Here is a 19394-nt window from a genome sequence, read left to right as displayed (position 1 = left end):
TGATACAGATTAGGTCAGGGCGTGAGAACGGTCTGACAGACAGAATTTGCCTGGCGGCAGTAGCGCGGTGGTCCCACCTGACCCCATGCCGAACTCAGAAGTGAAACGCCGTAGCGCCGATGGTAGTGTGGGGTCTCCCCATGCGAGAGTAGGGAACTGCCAGGCATCAAATTAGCAGTGAAACCGGGGCAACAAACCGGTGGTTGTGAAGAAATTCGGTGGAGCGGTAGTTCAGTCGGTTAGAATACCTGCCTGTCACGCAGGGGGTCGCGGGTTCGAGTCCCGTCCGTTCCGCCACCCTAATTAGGGGCGTAGTTCAATTGGTAGAGCACCGGTCTCCAAAACCGGGTGTTGGGGGTTCGAGTCCCTCCGCCCCTGCCAGAAATAATCCTTAGCATCTGCTAAGGATTTTTTTTTTGCTTCTTTTTCAGCATCCACTCTACAGAAAATCTCTCGCAGGCATCCTTGCCACAAATATTCAATCAATCACTTTGATTTTCAAAAGCTCGCGGATCTGATTCTGTTTATCGCTGTTTTGCAGCCAAATTGCATAAAGTGGACGAGAAAGCATCGTTGTATCAGTAACTGGATATAACTTATCCTTTTGTTCTGCCCATGAAACAGGTAGCCAGGTGCAGCCATTAAGCTGCGGTAATTGCTGATGGGCCACTTCTGCTGAACTGGTCGTCAATGTTGGCACGTCATCACTGGCGATTAACTCTGACTCATGCTGTTGAAAATCCGGTCCCCATTCGAGGCGCAGGTAGTTCAATTCTGACTTGCTCTTTTCCGGGGCTGCGCAATAAAGCGCAAGTGTGAAATGGCCGAGCAACTGGCTGCTAAACTCATCCATCTTTGGCGTTTCAGTCGTGATCAACAGATCCAGTTGCCGCTCGTGTAACTGTTTAACCAATGATTGCCGTTGTGCAATTCGTGCTTCGAACTGAAGGTTTCCTTGCAGGTTATACAGCCTGGTTAACCAATCGCTAAGCATGCATTCCCATAGGGATGCGCTGGCCCCAATAGAAAATTGGTGGTGCCGCGATGTGTGCGCCACTTCCTTTCTTGCTGCTTGCCAGGTACTCATCAATGTTTCCGCATACGGCAGCAGCTTCTCGCCAGCTGCCGTCAGGCGGATATTGTTGCGATGGCGTGTAAAGAGATTAACCCCAAGCTGGTTCTCTAACTGGCGAATACGAAAACTCACCGCGGACTGGGTCAGATAGAGTGCTTCGGCTGCACGGCCGAAGTGACGAGTCCTGCTAACTTCGAGGAAAGTTTTTAGTAATTCCGTATCCACAGTTTTCTCCACAAAAATATTTGTCGTAATGATTTAAATGTTTTGTTTTACACTCTGTCAAGCGTAACTAATACTCCGCGCCATAAATAGCTCGGCCAAAGAATTAGGAGCGTGCAGGATGGCGGAAAGCTTTACGACGACAAATCGTTTTTTCGACAATAAGAATTATCCGCGCGGGTTCTCTCGCCACGGTGACTTCACCATCAAAGAGGCGCAACTGCTTGAGCGCCATGGTTATGCTTTTAACGAACTGGAACTCGGTAAGCGTGAACCAGTGACTGCAGAAGAAACGCAATTCGTTGCAGTGTGCCGTGGAGAGCGTGAGCCAGACACCGAAGCAGAACGCGTCTGGATCAAGTATATGGCGCGCATTAAGCGTCCGAAGCGCTTTCACACTCTTTCAGGTGGGAAACCACAGATGGAAGGTGCGGAAGACTATACGGATTCCGAAGATTAAGAGAAAAGGGGCTACGGCCCCTTTTTTACATCAGCATCTTTTGCAAATGAATCAGTAGCCTGTCGATTGCGCGATAACTTAACGCTTCCTGCAGATGCGCGCGCTGGATCGCTGGCTCTTCTTCAAGATCGGCTATCGTTCGTGCAACTCTCAGCAGGCGTTGCCAGGCGCGTACAGATAATCCCAGACGTGTTAACGTCTCTTCCAGCCAATTCCCGTCTTCTCTGTTAAGTTTACAAAGCTGTTTTGTTTCGCTGCTATCCAGATGCGCGTTGAGTTTATTCTGCCGCTGATATTGCCGTGCCCGGGCCTGAATAACCCGTAAGCGTACCGTTTCACTGCTTTCGCCTTTTTGCTGTGGCTGGCTCATTGACCCCGGAGCAAGCAAGGGGACCTCAAGCGAGAGATCGAAGCGATCGAGAAAAGGGCCTGATAGCTTTCCCAAATAGCGCAGCGTTTGCTCCGGTGTCGAGCGGTTATGGTTTCCCCGGTAATGGCCGGTCGGGCTCGGGTTCATGGCGGCGATTAACTGGAAACGAGCGGGATAGGTAACTTTCGCCCTTGCCCTCGAGAGATGGATTTGTCCGGATTCAATAGGTTCGCGGAGTGCATCCAGCACGCGGCGTTCAAATTCCGGTAATTCATCCAGAAACAGAACGCCATTATGCGCCAGCGAAATCTCGCCCGGGCCTGGTATTGCGCCACCGCCGACAAGTGCCGCCAGTGAAGCGCTGTGATGCGGTGCTCTGAAAGGGCGTCTTCGCCAGTGGCGAGAGAGTGCCGCTGAATTTACCACGCTCATAATGGCCGCGCTTTCCAGCGCTTCCTGGTTGCTCAATGGCGGCAACAATCCCGCCAACCGACTGGCCAGCATAGTCTTGCCCGTGCCCGGAGGTCCGATTAGCAACAGGTTGTGTCCACCTGCCGCAGTGATTTCCAGTGCGCGCTTCCCTTGTTCTTGTCCAATAACATCGCTTAAATCCTCACTGGCGGCCTCCTGGCTGCTACAAAAGGGGGCAGGTGAAGGTAACCCCTGTTTTCCTTCCAGAAACGCACACACTTCCTGTAAATGGTCGGCGACCAGACACTCCTGTGTTTCTGTGAGGCTGGCTTCAGCTTCGTTTTCTCTGGCAATAACGATGCGTCTGTTGGCTTTTACCGCTTCAATGACAGAAGAGATGGCGCCAGGAACCCCACGTAATGCGCCTGTAAGGGCAAGTTCGCCAACAAATTCATAACGACTCAGCTCTGATGCCGTTAGCTGCTCAGAAGCGGACAGAAGCGCGATAGCGATGGGTAAATCGTATCGTCCACCTTCTTTGGGCAGGTCCGCGGGTGCCAGGTTGATGGTGATCCGTTTCGCCGGGAATTCATATCCGCTGTTAATAATGGCGCTACGAACACGATCGCGTGCTTCCTTAACCGTGGTTTCCGGAAGCCCAACAATAGTCAGCCCCGGCAGCCCGTTACTGATATGCACTTCAACGGTGACCAGGGGGGCCGTCACGCCTAACGCCGCTCGCGTATAAATTACAGACAATGCCATAGGCTCTCCTTTTCACAGACATTATCTGTTTTGATTATCGCTTTTCATTATCGAAACGCTGCTTTTGCATGCGCGTTTCCTGCGTTTCACTGCAATTAGTCACTTTTTTCATTGTATTGGAATGTTGATCGCAGCGTTGTATTGCTAGTGCAAGAGGTGAGAAATTTTCACCAAGACTTTTCTCTATATAAAACAACCATTTTTCGTCAATTTGTCGGTGCGGTCGCAAACTGCGTCATAAATTTTTCTTGTTTCTTGTCTTAAATCTGTGTTACCTCTTTAGGCATTCCTTCGAACATGAAGCAAGAACGAACACAAATGAAAGCCCTTCTACGAGTGATTAGCCTGGTCGTGATTAGCGTGGTGGTGATTATTATCCCACCGTGCGGGGCTGCACTTGGACGAGGAAAGGCTTAAAAAACAAGCCTTAACGAACTAAGACCCCCGCACCGAAAGGTCCGGGGGTTTTTTTATGACCTAAAAACATAAACGAGGAGCAGAGGATGAGTAGTAGCACAAAATTCTGTTTCTCCCGATATCCGGCGGGGAACTGACTATGAATGGAGCACAGTGGGTGGTACATGCGTTGCGAGCGCAGAAAGTCGATATCGTCTTCGGCTATCCGGGCGGCGCAATTATGCCGGTTTACGATGCATTGTATAACGGCGGCGTGGAACACCTACTTTGCCGGCACGAGCAGGGCGCGGCGATGGCCGCTATCGGTTATGCTCGCGCCACCGGTAAAACCGGCGTTTGCATCGCCACTTCCGGCCCAGGTGCGACGAACCTGATCACCGGCCTTGCTGATGCGTTATTAGATTCCGTTCCGGTTGTTGCCATCACCGGCCAGGTTGCTGCTCCGCTTATCGGTACCGACGCGTTTCAGGAAGTGGACGTACTGGGTTTATCCCTCGCCTGCACGAAGCACAGCTTTCTGGTTGAATCTCTGGAAGAGTTACCGCGTGTCATGGCTGAGGCTTTCTACGTGGCCAATTCCGGCCGCCCGGGCCCGGTTTTGGTGGATATTCCAAAAGACATCCAGTTGGCTGTAGGCGATCTGGATCCCTGGTTCGCGACCGTCGACGATGAACATTATTTCCCGCAGGCGGAAGTGGAGCAGGCCGTGCAGATGCTCTCGCAGGCAACAAAACCGATGCTGTATGTTGGCGGCGGTGTGGGCATGGCGCAGGCGGTTCCGGCGCTGCGTGAGTTTCTGAGCGTGACGCAAATGCCGGTCACTTGCACGCTGAAAGGGCTGGGCGCGGTGGAAACTGATTATGCTTACTATCTCGGCATGCTGGGGATGCACGGTACGAAAGCCGCGAATTTTGCCGTGCAGGAGTGTGACTTGCTGATTGCCGTTGGCGCCCGCTTTGACGATCGCGTGACCGGCAAGCTGAATACCTTCGCGCCGAACGCCAAAGTGATCCATATGGATATCGACCCGGCGGAAATGAGCAAACTGCGCCAGGCGCACGTTGCGTTGCAGGGCGATTTAAACGCGTTGCTGCCTGCGCTGCAACAGCCGCTGGCAATTGATGCGTGGCGTCAATACAGCGCGGATCTGCGTCGCGAACATGCCTGGCGTTACGATCATCCAGGCGACGCTATTTACGCGCCGCTGTTGTTAAAACAGCTCTCCGATCGCAAACCGGAAAACAGCGTGGTCACTACCGACGTTGGCCAGCATCAGATGTGGGCGGCGCAACATTTGTGTTTCAGCCGCCCGGAAGATTTCATCACGTCCAGTGGATTAGGTACGATGGGCTTCGGTTTGCCGGCCGCTGTTGGCGCGCAGGTTGCCCGCCCGGACGATACGGTAATCTGTATCTCCGGTGACGGCTCCTTCATGATGAATGTTCAGGAGCTCGGCACCGTTAAACGTAAGCAATTACCGCTGAAGATTGTCTTACTGGACAACCAGCGTTTAGGGATGGTTCGTCAGTGGCAGCAGTTATTCTTCAACGAGCGTTATAGTGAAACCACCCTGACTGATAACCCCGATTTCCTCACGCTGGCCAGCGCTTTCGGCATTCCCGGCCAGCACATCACCCGAAAAGACCAGGTTGAAGCGGCACTCGACACGATGCTCACGAGCCCAGGGCCATACCTGCTTCATGTCTCAATCGATGAACTTGAGAATGTCTGGCCGTTGGTGCCGCCCGGCGCCAGTAACTCACAAATGCTGGAGAAATTATCATGATGCAACATCAGGTCGCCGTTGAGGCCCGCTTCAATCCGGAAACATTAGAACGCGTGCTGCGTGTGGTGCGTCACCGTGGCTTTCAGGTGTGTGCCATGAATATGGAAACCGCCAGTGATGCGCGGAACATAAATATCGAATTGACCGTTGCCAGCCCGCGGCCTGTCGAATTACTGTTTAGCCAGTTAAGCAAACTTGTTGACGTTGCCCGGGTTGATATCCGCCAGCGTGCCACATCATCACAATCACAACAAATCCGCGCGTAAGCGCAAAAGGAAGAATAATGACGACGAAAAAAGCAGACTACATTTGGTCTAATGGCGAGATGGTTCGTTGGGAAGATGCAAAAGTCCACGTGATGTCCCACGCGCTGCATTACGGTACTTCCGTATTTGAAGGCATCCGTTGCTATGACTCGCACAAAGGTCCGGTAGTGTTCCGCCATCGTGAACATATGCAGCGTCTGCGCGATTCCGCCAAAATCTATCGTTTCCCGGTATCTCAGAGCGTCGATGAGCTGATGGAAGCCTGCCGCGCAGTGATCCGCAAAAACAATCTGACCAGCGCCTATATTCGTCCACTGGTATTTGTGGGCGATGTTGGCATGGGCGTTAACCCGCCGGCGGGCTACACCACTGATGTGATTATCGCTGCCTTCCCGTGGGGGGCTTACCTCGGTGCGGAAGCACTGGATCAGGGGATCGACGCGATGGTGTCTTCCTGGAACCGTGTTGCGCCGAACACCATCCCGACAGCCGCGAAAGCGGGCGGAAACTACCTCTCTTCCCTGCTGGTTGGCAGCGAAGCGCGCCGCCACGGTTACCAGGAAGGCATTGCGCTGGACGTTAACGGCTACATCTCTGAAGGTGCGGGCGAAAACCTGTTTGAAGTAAAAGATGGCATCCTGTTCACGCCGCCGTTTACCTCTTCCGCCCTGCCGGGTATCACTCGCGATGCGATCATCAAGCTGGCGAAAGAGCTGAACATCGAAGTTCGTGAGCAGGTGCTGTCCCGCGAATCGCTGTATCTGGCGGATGAAGTGTTTATGTCCGGTACGGCAGCGGAAATCACGCCGGTGCGCAGCGTTGATGGTATTCAGGTTGGCGAAGGTCGTTGCGGTCCGGTCACTAAACGTATTCAGCAAGCATTCTTTGGCCTCTTCACCGGTGAAACGGAAGATAAGTGGGGCTGGTTGGATCAAGTTAATCCATAAATACCCGTCATACTTCAGGTTGTAGGTGTGTTGGCCGCACTCGTTCACCCCAGTCACTTACTTATGTAAGCTCCCGGGGATTCGCTCGCTTGCCGCCTTCCTACAACCCGAATCATTCAGGGTATAGCAAATAAATATGGGATGGCACGCACCACCCCATCGACAAGATAGACGGGAGTAAAAGAGCATGCCTAAGTACCGTTCCGCCACCACCACCCACGGGCGCAATATGGCGGGGGCCCGCGCGCTGTGGCGCGCAACCGGGATGACCGACGCCGATTTCGGCAAGCCGATTATCGCCGTCGTGAACTCGTTTACCCAGTTCGTGCCGGGCCACGTTCACCTGCGCGATCTCGGTAAGCTGGTTGCGGAGCAAATCGAAGCCGCAGGCGGCGTGGCGAAAGAGTTCAACACGATTGCCGTTGATGACGGTATCGCCATGGGCCACGGCGGCATGCTTTATTCACTGCCTTCCCGCGAGCTGATTGCCGATTCCGTTGAATATATGGTCAATGCTCACTGCGCTGACGCAATGGTGTGTATTTCCAACTGCGACAAAATCACCCCCGGGATGCTGATGGCTTCTCTGCGGTTGAATATTCCGGTGATTTTCGTCTCCGGCGGCCCGATGGAAGCCGGGAAAACAAAACTCTCCAACCAGATAATTAAACTCGATCTGGTGGATGCCATGATTCAGGGTGCGGATCCGAAAGTTTCTGACGATCAGAGCGAGCAGGTAGAACGTTCCGCCTGCCCCACTTGCGGATCCTGCTCCGGCATGTTTACCGCCAACTCAATGAACTGTCTGACCGAAGCGCTGGGGCTGTCACAGCCGGGTAACGGCTCGCTGCTGGCGACCCACGCTGACCGCAAAGAACTGTTCATCAACGCGGGCAAACGCATTGTTGAGCTGACCAAACGCTATTACGAGCAGGATGACACCAGCGCACTGCCGCGTTCCATCGCCAGTAAAGCGGCGTTTGAAAACGCCATGACGCTGGATATCGCCATGGGCGGCTCTACTAATACTGTTCTGCATCTGCTGGCCGCCGCGCAGGAAGCAGAAATTGATTTCACCATGAGTGATATCGATAAACTGTCCCGCAAAGTTCCGCAGCTGTGTAAAGTCGCGCCGAGTACGCAGAAATACCATATGGAAGATGTGCACCGCGCCGGTGGCGTGCTGGGCATCCTGGGTGAGCTGGATCGCGCTAACTTGTTAAACCGTGACGTGAAAAACGTGCTCGGTCTGACGCTGCCGCAAACCCTTGAGCAGTACGACGTGATGCTGACCAAAGACGACGCGGTGAAAACCATGTTCCGCGCGGGGCCAGCCGGTATTCGCACCACGCAGGCGTTCTCGCAGAACTGCCGCTGGGACACGCTGGATGACGATCGCGCTGAAGGCTGTATCCGTTCGCTGGAGCATGCTTACAGCAAAGATGGTGGCCTGGCCGTGCTGTACGGCAATTTTGCGGAAAACGGCTGTATCGTTAAAACCGCAGGCGTTGATGACAGCAACCTGACCTTTACCGGTCCGGCAAAAGTGTATGAAAGCCAGGACGCGGCGGTGGAAGCCATTCTCGGCGGTAAAGTTGTCGCCGGTGATGTGGTGGTGATTCGCTACGAAGGGCCGAAAGGCGGGCCGGGGATGCAGGAAATGCTCTACCCAACCAGCTTCCTGAAATCAATGGGCCTCGGCAAAGCTTGTGCGCTGATCACCGATGGGCGTTTCTCCGGCGGGACTTCCGGCCTTTCCATTGGTCACGTTTCTCCGGAAGCGGCAAGCGGCGGCAATATCGGCCTGATTGAAGATGGCGACATTATCGCTATTGATATTCCGAGCCGCAGCATTCAACTGCAACTGAGCGATCGTGAACTGGCTGCGCGCCGTGAAGCGCAGGAAGCCCGAGGCGATAAGGCCTGGACGCCGGTTGACCGTGAGCGTCAGGTCTCCTTCGCGCTGCGCGCTTATGCCAGTCTCGCGACCAGTGCGGATAAAGGCGCGGTACGCGATAAATCCAAACTTGGGGGTTAATAATGGCCGAATCCCAACCCCTCTCAGCCGCTCCCGAAGGGGCGGAATATCTGAGAGCGGTGCTGCGTGCGCCGGTTTACGAAGCGGCGCAGGTAACGCCGCTGCAAAAAATGGAGAAACTCTCTTCGCGTCTCGACAACGTAATTCTGGTCAAACGCGAAGACCGCCAGCCGGTGCACAGCTTTAAGCTGCGTGGCGCGTACGCAATGATTGCCGGGCTGACGCCAGAGCAAAAAGCGCACGGCGTGATTACTGCTTCTGCGGGCAACCACGCGCAGGGCGTGGCAATGTCATCGACGCGTCTGGGGATCAAATCGCTGATTGTGATGCCAGTGGCGACGGCGGATATCAAAGTGGATGCGGTGCGCGGCTTTGGTGGTGAAGTGCTGTTGCACGGTGCCAACTTCGACGAAGCGAAAGCCAAAGCCATTGAGCTGGCTGAGCAACAAGGTTTCACCTTTGTACCGCCGTTTGATCACCCGATGGTGATTGCCGGACAGGGCACGCTGGCGCTGGAGTTGCTGCAACAGGACGCGCATATCGATCGGGTTTTTGTGCCGGTCGGCGGCGGCGGTTTAGCGGCGGGCGTGGCGGTGTTGATTAAACAGTTGATGCCGCAAATCAAAGTGATCGCCGTTGAAGCGGAAGACTCCGCCTGCCTGAAAGCGGCGCTGGATGCGGGTCATCCGGTCGAGTTACCGCGCGTGGGCTTGTTTGCCGAAGGCGTGGCGGTAAAACGCATTGGTAACGAAACTTTCCGTCTGTGCCAGGCGTATCTCGATGACATCATCACTGTCGATAGCGATGCGATTTGTGCGGCGATGAAAGATCTGTTCGAAGATGTCCGTGCTGTGGCGGAACCGTCCGGTGCGCTGGCGCTGGCGGGGATGAAAAAGTACATCGCGAAACACAATATTCGCGGCGAACGGCTGGCGCATGTGCTTTCCGGCGCGAATGTGAATTTCCACGGCTTACGTTATGTTTCTGAGCGTTGCGAGCTGGGCGAGCAGCGGGAAGCGCTGCTGGCGGTGACCATTCCGGAAGAGAAAGGTAGCTTCCTGAAGTTCTGCCAGTTGTTGGGTGGGCGCTCCGTGACCGAATTTAACTATCGCTTTGCCGATGCGAAAGACGCCTGCATTTTTGTCGGCGTGCGTTTAAGTCGGGGGCTGGAGGAGCGCAAAGAGATCCTCGATCTGCTGCATCAAGGCGGTTATAGCGTCGTGGATCTTTCCGACGATGAGATGGCGAAACTGCACGTACGTTACATGGTCGGCGGGCGACCGTCGAAACCGCTGCGCGAACGCCTGTACAGTTTTGAGTTCCCGGAATCGCCCGGCGCGCTGCTGAAGTTCCTGCATACGCTTGGTACGCACTGGAATATTTCATTGTTCCATTACCGCAGCCACGGCACCGATTATGGGCGCGTTCTGGCAGCATTCGAATTAGGCGAGCATGAGCCAGATTTCGAAACCCGGCTCAACGAGCTGGGCTACGAATGCCACGATGAAACGCATAACCCGGCGTTCCGTTTTTTCCTTGCCGGTTAGTTGTTTGGCAGGATTTTCCAGAACGCATCAATAAGCGGCTCATAGAGCCGCTTTTTTTGTACACACACGCCAAGCTCAAACGGCGTTTTCTCATCGCTGCGCTCAAGGATCATCACGCGGTTGCGTACTGGCTCCGGGCTGTTTTCCAGCACCACTTCCGGGATTAGGGCCACGCCGCAGCCGAGCGCGACCATTGACACCATCGCTTCGTGACCGCCGACGGTAGCGTAAATCGACGGGTTGCTGATTCTGTGGCGGCGGAACCATAGTTCGATACGGCGGCGCACCGGGCCCTGATCGGCCATGATAAACGGCACGGTGGACCAGTCTGGTTCGGGCTGCGAAACCTGGTTACGCACCGGGCAGGGGAGCGCAGGTGCTATCAGCACCACGGCCAGGTTTTCCAGCATCGAAAAGGCGACCGCGCCGGGCAGCGTTTCCGGTTTCCCGGCAATGGCCAGATCCGCTTCGCCAGTGACCACTTTTTCCATCGCATCAGCGGCATCGCCGGTGGTGAGCTTGATTTCTACCGACGGGTGTTCCGCGCGAAAGCGATCAAGAATCGGCGGCAAATGGCTGTAAGCCGCGGTGACGGAACAGAAAAGATGCAGCTCGCCGGAGAGCGACGGGCCTTGCTGGTCGATGGTGTGGCGCAATTGCTGATACTGCAATAACGTTTGCTGCGCGAAAACGCGCAACTCTTCACCCGCTTCAGTCAGCGTGACGGTACGGTTATCGCGCACAAACAGCGGCTGCCCGAGATCTTCTTCCAGCCGCTGGATTTGTCGCGAAAGCGTGGAAGGGCTGACATGCATGGCGCGCGCGCTACGGCCAAAATGGCGGCTTTCGGCCAGATGCAGGAACGTTTTCAGATCGCGTAAATCCATGAGACAGACTCCACAAATTTACATTGCAAAAATTGCAATGTGACATTGTTAATATATCAATTTAAGCAACGCATTTCCTGTCATATAGTGGGTTCAATCTCGCTTATCAGCGAACTGAACAATAAATATTGCCCTGAATAATTTGCGCAACAGAAAATTTAAAGCGTTAGCGCAAAAGAAGAACGGCACAACACAACATCACACGACGAGGTCTCAAATGGCTAACTACTTTAATACACTGAACCTGCGCCAGCAGCTGGCGCAGCTGGGCAAATGCCGCTTTATGGCGCGTGACGAATTTGCCGATGGCGCAAGCTACCTTCAGGGTAAAAAAGTGGTCATCGTCGGCTGCGGTGCCCAGGGCCTGAACCAGGGCCTGAACATGCGTGACTCCGGTCTGGATATCTCTTACGCGCTGCGTAAAGAAGCCATTGCGGAAAAACGCGCGTCCTGGCGCAAAGCGACCGAAAACGGTTTCAAAGTCGGCACGTATGAAGAGCTGATCCCGCAGGCGGATCTGGTCGTGAACCTGACGCCGGACAAACAGCACTCTGACGTCGTTCGTTCCGTGCAGCCGCTGATGAAAGACGGCGCGGCACTGGGCTACTCTCACGGTTTCAATATCGTGGAAGTGGGTGAGCAGATCCGTAAAGACATCACCGTCGTGATGGTGGCGCCGAAGTGCCCTGGCACTGAAGTGCGTGAAGAGTACAAACGCGGTTTCGGCGTTCCGACGCTGATCGCCGTCCACCCGGAAAACGACCCGAAAGGCGAAGGGATGGCGATTGCTAAAGCCTGGGCTGCGGCAACCGGTGGTCACCGTGCGGGTGTTCTGGAGTCCTCTTTTGTTGCGGAAGTGAAATCCGACCTAATGGGCGAGCAGACTATCCTCTGCGGCATGCTGCAGGCGGGTTCTCTGCTGTGCTTTGACAAGCTGGTGGCCGACGGTACCGACCCGGCTTACGCAGAAAAACTGATTCAGTTCGGCTGGGAAACCATCACCGAAGCGCTGAAACAGGGCGGTATTACGCTGATGATGGATCGCTTGTCCAATCCGGCGAAACTGCGTGCTTACGCGCTGTCTGAACAGCTGAAAGGCATCATGGCGCCGCTGTTCCAGAAACATATGGACGACATCATCTCCGGCGAGTTCTCTTCCGGCATGATGGCTGACTGGGCCAACGACGATAAGAAACTGCTGACCTGGCGTGAAGAAACCGGTAAAACCGCGTTCGAAACCGCACCGCAGTTTGAAGGCAAAATCAGCGAGCAGGAGTACTTTGATAAAGGCGTGTTGATGATTGCGATGGTGAAAGCGGGCGTTGAACTGGCGTTTGAAACCATGGTGGCGTCCGGCATTATCGAAGAGTCCGCTTACTATGAATCGCTGCACGAACTGCCGCTGATTGCCAACACCATCGCGCGTAAACGTCTGTATGAGATGAACGTGGTTATTTCCGATACCGCAGAGTACGGCAACTACCTGTTCTCTTATGCTTGCGTACCGCTGCTGAAAGAGTTTATGACCACGCTGCAAACGGGCGATTTGGGTAAAGCGATTGCCGAAGGCGCGGTAGATAACGCGCAGCTGCGCGATGTGAATGATGCGATTCGCAGCCACGCCATTGAGAAAGTGGGTCAGAAACTGCGCGGTTATATGACGGACATGAAACGTATCGCCGTCGCGAGCTAAATCCGGTCGTCTTTCGGCAACGATAAGCCGACATTCATAGAAAAATTCAAGCCCGGAGGCGTTAGCGCTTCCGGGCTTTTTTATGTGCTGCACTGGACGCAATCTTTTTTGCCCATACGTCTTGTTGAATTTGTCTTTATGTAATATCGTAAGTTACATGAAAATAAATAACTCATTCTCCGCGACGCTGCACATCCTGCTCCACATGGAACAGGCCGATAAACCGATGACATCGGAACAGATGGCAGAATACATCGACGGTAACCCGGCGTTTATTCGCAAACTGCTCGCCGGGTTACGGGAAAAACAGATTGTCTGCGCGACCAAAGGGCACCACGGCGGCTGGCGGCTTTGTCATCCCGCCAGCCATGTCACTCTCTACGATATCTATATTGCACTGGGATCGCCTGCGTTGTTCGCATTGGGCAATCGTAATGAGAACCCTGAGTGCCTGGTTGAGCAAGGGGTGAACCGGGTGATGTCGTCGACGCTTGCCGACGCACAATCGCTGATCCTTGAACGTTTTAAAAACCTGACGCTACAGGATGTCGGTGCGGAATTTATCAGTTACTTCAACGAAAAGGGGCACCACTGATGATTGCAGATTTAACCACCTGCCTGATGATTGCGCTGGCTGCCAGCAGCATTTCAATAACGGTGACGCAAACGGAGTTATTTGCCGCTTTTCGTGAATGGACGGTGAAAAAGAACGCGATGATAGGGCACTTGTTTCAGTGTTTTTATTGTCTGAGCCACTGGGCGGTGTTTGGCGGCATGCTGGTGTACCGGCCTGCGTTGCTGCACAGCGGCTTTGCATTGATTGACTGGGTGATGACAGCGTTTATTACCATTACGCTGGCGACCCTGATTAATGGCCTGATGTTTAAAGTGTTCCAGGCGGCAATCAGCATGCATGTGATGAAGCATGACGCGCAGCAGAAGCTGCAATCGCACAAATAAAAAAACAGCCTCTCTGTGATGAGAGGCTCAATCATTAGTTGCGGTACAGCACTTTGATGATGTGGTAACCGAACTGGGTGTGCAGCGGGCCGGTTGGCTCCAGCACCGGGCAGGAGAACACCACTTTATCGAACGCGGGAACCATCTGGCCCTGACGGAATTCGCCCAAATGTCCGCCTTTTTTACCTGACGGGCAGATAGAGTGTTTCTTCGCCAGCTTTTCGAAATCGCCGCCGTTTTTGATCTGTTCCAGAAGATCCAGTGCCAGTTTCTCTTCTTTAACAAGGATATGCAGTGCTGCTGCGGTTTTTGCCATGATCGTGCCTTGAGTGAGGTTGTTGAGGCTGGCTATACTACCACGCGTTTATACACTTCGGTCTTCATTCTGCCTCGGCTTCAAGTTGCGCCTGCGGCTCAACTTATGCGAGGGCCTCGCACCGTGGGTGCCGCAGTAAGCTGCGTTAAATCTGTTCCCGGCAGATTCGTTATCCCGCCACTTACGTGTGTTAGCGGCTGATGATTCACGGCCTGAATGATTTTGTGTATATATTTCCCCTCCAGACTTTTCATTGAGTGATTTTTTTATGCGTTTAAACCCCGGACAACAACAAGCCGTCGAATTCGTCACCGGACCATGCCTGGTGCTGGCGGGAGCGGGATCCGGTAAAACACGCGTGATCACCAATAAAATCGCCCATTTGATCCGTGGCTGTGGCTATCAGGCGAAACATATCGCGGCGGTAACCTTTACCAACAAAGCGGCGCGCGAGATGAAAGAACGTGTTGCGCAAACGCTGGGGCGCCAAGAGGCGCGCGGGCTGATGATCTCAACGTTCCATACGCTGGGGCTGAATATCATCAAACGTGAGTTCGCCGCGTTAGGGATGAAATCTAACTTTTCTCTGTTTGACGACACCGATCAGGTCGCGTTGCTGAAAGATCTGACCGAAGGGCTGATCGACGATGACAAAGTGGTGTTGCAACAACTGATCTCCACGATCTCAAACTGGAAAAACGATCTGCTGACGCCACCGCAGGCTGCTGCGCGCGCAAACGGCGAGCGCGATCGTATTTTTGCTCATTGCTACGGTCTGTACGACGCCCATATGAAGGCGTGTAACGTACTCGATTTTGACGACCTGATCCTGCTGCCGACGCTGTTATTGCAGCGCAACGAAGAGGTGCGCGAACGCTGGCAGAACAAGATCCGTTATCTGCTGGTGGATGAATATCAGGACACCAACACCAGTCAGTATGAGCTGGTAAAGCTGTTAGTGGGCCAGCGCGCGCGCTTCACCGTCGTGGGTGACGATGACCAGTCGATTTATTCGTGGCGCGGGGCGCGGCCGCAAAACCTGGTGCTGCTGAGCCAGGATTTCCCGGCATTGCAGGTGATTAAGCTGGAACAAAACTATCGCTCTTCCGGGCGCATCCTGAAAGCAGCGAATATCCTCATCGCCAACAACCCACACGTGTTTGAAAAGCGACTCTTTTCCGAGCTGGGTTATGGTGCCGAGCTGAAAGTGCTCAGCGCCAACCACGAAGAACATGAAGCCGAGCGCGTGACAGGTGAGCTGATTGCTCACCACTTCGTGAACAAAACCGCATACAAGGATTATGCGATCCTCTATCGCGGCAACCACCAGTCGCGCGTATTCGAAAAATTCCTGATGCAGAACCGCATCCCGTACAAGATTTCGGGCGGCACCTCGTTCTTTTCTCGCCCGGAAATCAAAGATCTACTGGCCTATTTGCGGGTGCTGACCAATACGGATGATGACAGTGCATTTCTGCGCATCGTGAATACGCCAAAGCGTGAAATTGGCTCAGCAACGCTGCAGAAGCTGGGCGAATGGGCGATGTTACGTAATAAGAGCCTGTTTGCTGCCAGCTTTGATGTTGGCCTGAACCAGACGCTGACCGGGCGTGGTTATGACGCGCTGACGCGTTTTACCCACTGGCTCGGTGAAGTTCAGCGTTTGTCGGAGCGCGAGCCTATCGCGGCAGTGCGCGATTTAATTCACGGCATCGATTATGAGTCCTGGCTGTTCGAAACCTCCGCCAGCCCGAAAGCGGCAGAGATGCGCATGAAAAATGTCAACACGCTGTTCGGCTGGATGACGGAGATGCTGGAAGGCAGCGAACTGGACGAGCCGATGACGCTGGCGGAAGTCGTAACGCGCTTTACCCTGCGCGACATGATGGAGCGTGGCGAGAGTGACGACGAATCCGATCAGGTGCAGTTGATGACGTTGCACGCGTCTAAAGGCCTTGAATTTCCGTATGTTTTCCTTGTTGGTATGGAAGAGGGGTTATTGCCGCACCAGAGCAGTATCGATGAAGATAACGTCGATGAAGAGCGGCGGCTGGCTTATGTGGGCATCACCCGTGCGCAGAAAGAGCTGATTTTTACCCTCTGCAAAGAACGTCGTCAGTATGGTGAGTTAGTCCGACCGGAACCGAGCCGCTTCCTGCTGGAATTACCACAGGACGATCTGATTTGGGAGCAGGAACGCAAAGTGGTCAGTGCCGAAGAGCGCATGCATAAAGGTCAGGCCAACGTGGCGAATATTCGCGCGATGCTGGCAAAAGCGAAGGACAAATAAAAATCCACCTTCAGCGAAAGCGGCGTGGATTACGGCTCCTGAAGTGCGGGTTGAAAACGTAAAAAGAGGTGTCTGCCCGCTCTGTAAGGTTGGATCCGGCAGCGCTGCTGAACGTTGGTTTTCAGCAAGCAATAAAAAAGCCCGCAGCGAGCGGGCTATATTCCGTATGAGAATTACTGGATTTCCAGCGACCAGTGCACATAACTCTGCCACTGGCTTTCCTGATCAATCAGTTCTGCGCCGAGTGGGTGACTCGCCAGCCACCCTTGCGGTAGCGTCAGCACCAGCTTCTCTCCCTGCGCGGTGACCGCAATTTCCGGCAGCAGATCATCGCGACGACGGCTGGCGAAAATAATGGCAAGACGAAGCAGACGACAAAGATGTTCGGCTACACGCGGTGGTACGGCGTTTTGCTGATGCAACGATGAGAGATCGACCGCGTTCGTCTGATTAAGCAGCAGTGTCGCGAGCAGTTTCTTTTGCGCGGGGGTAAACCCAGGCAAATCGAGATTACGTACCAGCCATGCCGCGTGTAGCGGTGCTTGCTTAAACTCAATGCTCAAACCAATTTCATGCAGTTCGCTGGCAACTTTCAGCATTTCGATGCTGTAGGCATCTAATTCCCACACTTTGGCGACACCCTGCGCAAAACGTCCAGCCAGCGTTGTCACGCGACGGGATTGATCGGTATCGATAATAAAACGGCGTTGAATATTGCGCAGCGTGCGGCTACGAATGTCTTCATCTACCGCCAGGTGCAGCATGCCGTAGACCAGACCTTCGCGTAATGCGCCACCGGCCAGCGTCATGCTTTCAATATTCATTTCGGTGAAGATGGCGATAAGGATTGCCAGACCGCTCGGGAATACCAAAGCGCGTTCAAGCGTCAGGCCTTCGATTTCCAGCTCTTCAAGCCGCCCGCATTGTATGGCGCGCTGTTTTAGCTGCTGCAATTTAGCGAGGGTGATGCGCTCATCCATGCCCTGCGCCATCATGATTTCTTGCAGCGCCTGAACCGTACCCGATGCCCCGACGCAAACTTTCCAGCCATGGCGGCGAAGCTCATCGGCAACCGGGCGTAGCACCTCACGCGCGGCCTGTTCGGCGGCAGTGAAGTTTTCCTGCCCAAGATTTCGGTCGGTGAAAAAGCGCTCAAGCCAGGTGACACAGCCCATCGACAGGCTGAAAAGGGAGGTCGTTTGTGCACCGGTGCCGGTAACCAGCTCCGTGCTGGCGCCGCCAATATCAACTACCAGACGCTGATCCGCGCCACCTGTCGTGTGCGCAACGCCCTGATAAATCAGCCGCGCTTCTTCCTCGCCGCTAATGACCTGCACCGGGCAGCCGAGGATTTCTTGCGCTTTGTCGATAAATTCCTGCGCGTTAACCGCCAGGCGCAACGTGGCCGTTGCTACGACGCGGATTTGCTCCTGGGGAATATCCTGTAGACGTTCGGAAAACAGCCGCAGGCACTGCCAGCCTCGCTCCATCGCTTCCTGAGAAAGACGATTATCGGGGCTTAATCCTGCAGCCAGACGAACTTTACGTTTGATGCGAGAAAGCGTCTGAATGCTTCCCGCCACCTCGCGCACAACCAGCATATGAAAACTGTTAGATCCAAGATCAATAGCGGCATAGAGCGAGGCGGAACCAAGCATATTTTTAACCTGAACGACGACGATTACGTGGAGCGCCACCGCTGCGGCGCGGGCCGTTGCCAGAGCGTGAACGCGTCAGGCGTTTTGGCGGCGGCAGCTCGGTGAGCAGGGCATCCGGATCGTATTTGCTGACCGGAATCGAGTGCCCGATATAGGTCTCAATCGCCGGCAGGTTCAATGCGTACTCTTCACAGGCGAGGCTGATTGAGTGACCGCTGGCGCCAGCGCGACCGGTACGACCGATACGGTGAACGTAATCTTCACAATCATCCGGCAGGTCATAGTTAAAAACGTGCGTGACCGCAGGAATATGCAGACCACGTGCGGCAACGTCAGTCGCCACCAGAATGTCGAGATCGCCACGCGTGAATTCGTCGAGAATACGCAGGCGTTTTTTCTGCGCCACATCGCCGGTGAGCAAACCAACACGATGACCATCTGCGGCCAGGCTGCCCCAGATATCTTCACAGCGGTGTTTAGTATTAGCGAAGATAATGGCGCGATCCGGCCATTCTTCTTCGATCAACGTTTGCAGCAGACGCATTTTCTCGTCGTTAGACGGGTAGAAAAGCTCTTCTTTAATGCGGTGGCCCGTTTTTTGTTCCGGCTCCACTTCGACGTATTCAGCGTTATTCATCTGCTCAAATGCCAGCTCGCGCACCCGGTAGGACAGCGTGGCGGAGAAGAGCATGTTCAAACGTGAAGTCACGGGTGGCATGCGGCGGAACAACCAGCGGATATCTTTGATAAAGCCCAGATCGTACATACGATCTGCTTCGTCCAGCACCACGACCTGGATCGCGCCCAGGTTAATATGGTTCTGTTTGGTGTAATCGATCATTCGGCCCGTGGTGCCGATTAAAATATCGACGCCGCTTTCCAGCACTTTCAGCTGTTTGTCGTAGCCGTCACCGCCGTAAGCCAGACCCAGCTTCAGGCCAGTCGCCTGCGCCAGCGGTTCTGCATCGGCGTGAATTTGTACCGCCAGTTCACGTGTCGGCGCCATAATAATTGCGCGCGGCTGGTTCACTTTACGGTCTTCGATTGCCGGGTGAGAGAGAAGATAATGAAACGTTGACGTTAAAAACGCCATCGTTTTGCCGGTACCGGTTTGCGCCTGACCTGCAACATCACGGCCCGCCAGCGTCAGCGGAAGAGCCAGGGCCTGAATAGGCGTGCAATTATGAAACCCTTTTTTTTCAAGGGCTTCGATCACTTTTGGGTGCAGGGCGAAGTCGGAAAACTTCTGTTCTGTTAAATGTGTTTTGCTCATAGTGTGGTAGAAT

17 protein-coding genes, 2 tRNA genes and 1 rRNA gene are annotated in these 19394 nt (G+C 54.3%); 14 read left to right on the top strand and 6 right to left on the bottom strand.

The genetic code is table 11. From position 1 onward, the window contains the following. Nucleotides 1-49: 49 nt before the first annotated feature. The 3 genes from rrf to AAIG26_RS21890 all read left to right on the top strand — a co-directional run bounded on the left by rrf (nucleotide 50) and on the right by AAIG26_RS21890 (nucleotide 381). A 5S ribosomal RNA gene (gene rrf, locus AAIG26_RS21900) occupies nucleotides 50-165 on the top strand. A 55-nt stretch (nucleotides 166-220) separates the two neighbouring features. Continuing rightward, nucleotides 221-297 (top strand) — tRNA-Asp (locus tag AAIG26_RS21895). An 8-nt stretch (nucleotides 298-305) separates the two neighbouring features. Next, nucleotides 306-381 (top strand) — tRNA-Trp (locus AAIG26_RS21890). Nucleotides 382-478: 97 nt separating this feature from the next. On the opposite strand, the gene hdfR is transcribed toward AAIG26_RS21890, so the two are convergent. Beyond that, on the bottom strand, nucleotides 479-1312 hold the full coding sequence (gene hdfR / locus AAIG26_RS21885; protein WP_343181478.1) for an HTH-type transcriptional regulator HdfR: 834 nt from the start codon (nucleotides 1310-1312) through the stop codon (nucleotides 479-481). A gap of 106 nt (nucleotides 1313-1418) precedes the next feature. Between hdfR and AAIG26_RS21880 the strand changes: the two genes are divergently transcribed. Next, on the top strand, nucleotides 1419-1757 hold the full coding sequence (locus tag AAIG26_RS21880) for a DUF413 domain-containing protein (protein WP_017459699.1): 339 nt from the start codon (nucleotides 1419-1421) through the stop codon (nucleotides 1755-1757). Between the two features lie 25 nt (nucleotides 1758-1782). Here AAIG26_RS21880 and AAIG26_RS21875 read toward each other — a convergent pair whose 3' ends face one another. Further along, nucleotides 1783-3303, bottom strand: a complete 1521-nt coding sequence (locus AAIG26_RS21875; RefSeq protein ID WP_343181476.1) for a YifB family Mg chelatase-like AAA ATPase — start codon at nucleotides 3301-3303, stop codon at nucleotides 1783-1785. 318 nt (nucleotides 3304-3621) lie between these two features. On the opposite strand from AAIG26_RS21875, the gene ilvL reads away from it, so the two are divergent. The 6 genes from ilvL to ilvA all read left to right on the top strand — a co-directional run bounded on the left by ilvL (nucleotide 3622) and on the right by ilvA (nucleotide 10304). Further along, nucleotides 3622-3720 (top strand): ilv operon leader peptide, encoded by a 99-nt coding sequence (gene ilvL / locus AAIG26_RS21870; protein ID WP_015966468.1) that lies wholly within the window; start codon nucleotides 3622-3624, stop codon nucleotides 3718-3720. A 139-nt stretch (nucleotides 3721-3859) separates the two neighbouring features. After that, complete coding sequence (ilvG, locus tag AAIG26_RS21865) at nucleotides 3860-5506, top strand: acetolactate synthase 2 catalytic subunit (protein WP_343181474.1); 1647 nt, start codon at nucleotides 3860-3862, stop codon at nucleotides 5504-5506. Continuing rightward, on the top strand, nucleotides 5503-5772 hold the full coding sequence (gene ilvM / locus AAIG26_RS21860) for an acetolactate synthase 2 small subunit (RefSeq protein WP_017459702.1): 270 nt from the start codon (nucleotides 5503-5505) through the stop codon (nucleotides 5770-5772). Before ilvG ends, ilvM begins: the two co-directional genes overlap by 4 nt. A 17-nt stretch (nucleotides 5773-5789) precedes the next feature. After that, entirely contained in the window at nucleotides 5790-6719 is a 930-nt protein-coding gene (locus AAIG26_RS21855) for a branched-chain amino acid transaminase (protein ID WP_020455988.1), read from the top strand. A 187-nt stretch (nucleotides 6720-6906) separates the two neighbouring features. Beyond that, nucleotides 6907-8757, top strand: coding sequence for a dihydroxy-acid dehydratase (gene ilvD / locus AAIG26_RS21850; protein ID WP_020455989.1), 1851 nt, complete (start codon nucleotides 6907-6909; stop codon nucleotides 8755-8757). Between the two features lie 2 nt (nucleotides 8758-8759). Continuing rightward, a complete protein-coding gene (ilvA, locus tag AAIG26_RS21845) occupies nucleotides 8760-10304 on the top strand; it encodes a threonine ammonia-lyase, biosynthetic (RefSeq protein WP_097407625.1) in 1545 nt (514 codons plus the stop codon). Here ilvA and ilvY read toward each other — a convergent pair. Then, the gene (gene ilvY, locus AAIG26_RS21840) at nucleotides 10301-11191 is read right to left on the bottom strand and encodes an HTH-type transcriptional activator IlvY (RefSeq protein WP_343181473.1); all 891 of its coding nucleotides are present in this window, start codon (nucleotides 11189-11191) and stop codon (nucleotides 10301-10303) included. The two genes, ilvA and ilvY, sit on opposite strands and share 4 nt — an antisense overlap. A 217-nt stretch (nucleotides 11192-11408) precedes the next feature. Here ilvY and ilvC point away from each other — a divergent pair, with 217 nt between their 5' ends. The 3 genes from ilvC to AAIG26_RS21825 all read left to right on the top strand — a co-directional run bounded on the left by ilvC (nucleotide 11409) and on the right by AAIG26_RS21825 (nucleotide 13844). Further along, nucleotides 11409-12884 carry a ketol-acid reductoisomerase gene (ilvC, locus tag AAIG26_RS21835; protein WP_020455992.1) on the top strand — a complete coding sequence of 492 codons (1476 nt, stop codon included), beginning with the start codon at nucleotides 11409-11411 and terminating at the stop codon, nucleotides 12882-12884. 157 nt (nucleotides 12885-13041) lie between these two features. Beyond that, nucleotides 13042-13479 (top strand): Rrf2 family transcriptional regulator, encoded by a 438-nt coding sequence (locus AAIG26_RS21830; RefSeq protein WP_045512910.1) that lies wholly within the window; start codon nucleotides 13042-13044, stop codon nucleotides 13477-13479. After that, nucleotides 13479-13844: a hypothetical protein gene (locus tag AAIG26_RS21825; RefSeq protein WP_045512912.1), complete on the top strand. Its 366-nt coding sequence runs from the start codon at nucleotides 13479-13481 to the stop codon at nucleotides 13842-13844. Before AAIG26_RS21830 ends, AAIG26_RS21825 begins: the two co-directional genes overlap by 1 nt. 34 nt (nucleotides 13845-13878) lie before the next feature. On the opposite strand, the gene ppiC is transcribed toward AAIG26_RS21825, so the two are convergent. Next, complete coding sequence (ppiC, locus tag AAIG26_RS21820; protein WP_001140255.1) at nucleotides 13879-14160, bottom strand: peptidylprolyl isomerase PpiC; 282 nt, start codon at nucleotides 14158-14160, stop codon at nucleotides 13879-13881. A gap of 268 nt (nucleotides 14161-14428) precedes the next feature. Here ppiC and rep point away from each other — a divergent pair, with 268 nt between their 5' ends. Further along, nucleotides 14429-16450 carry a DNA helicase Rep gene (gene rep / locus AAIG26_RS21815; protein ID WP_343181470.1) on the top strand — a complete coding sequence of 674 codons (2022 nt, stop codon included), beginning with the start codon at nucleotides 14429-14431 and terminating at the stop codon, nucleotides 16448-16450. Between the two features lie 173 nt (nucleotides 16451-16623). Here the strand turns inward: rep and gppA are convergent, their stop codons facing one another. Both gppA and rhlB read right to left on the bottom strand, forming a co-directional pair. Further along, nucleotides 16624-18108 carry a guanosine-5'-triphosphate,3'-diphosphate diphosphatase gene (gppA, locus tag AAIG26_RS21810; RefSeq protein WP_269232610.1) on the bottom strand — a complete coding sequence of 495 codons (1485 nt, stop codon included), beginning with the start codon at nucleotides 18106-18108 and terminating at the stop codon, nucleotides 16624-16626. Between the two features lie 4 nt (nucleotides 18109-18112). Further along, nucleotides 18113-19381 (bottom strand): ATP-dependent RNA helicase RhlB, encoded by a 1269-nt coding sequence (rhlB, locus tag AAIG26_RS21805; protein WP_020455997.1) that lies wholly within the window; start codon nucleotides 19379-19381, stop codon nucleotides 18113-18115. Nucleotides 19382-19394 lie beyond the last annotated feature (13 nt).

This window comes from Kosakonia sp. PSU_27 (genome assembly GCF_039409795.1).
Taxonomy (GTDB): domain Bacteria; phylum Pseudomonadota; class Gammaproteobacteria; order Enterobacterales; family Enterobacteriaceae; genus Kosakonia.
This window is presented reverse-complemented; position numbering and strand designations above follow the sequence as displayed.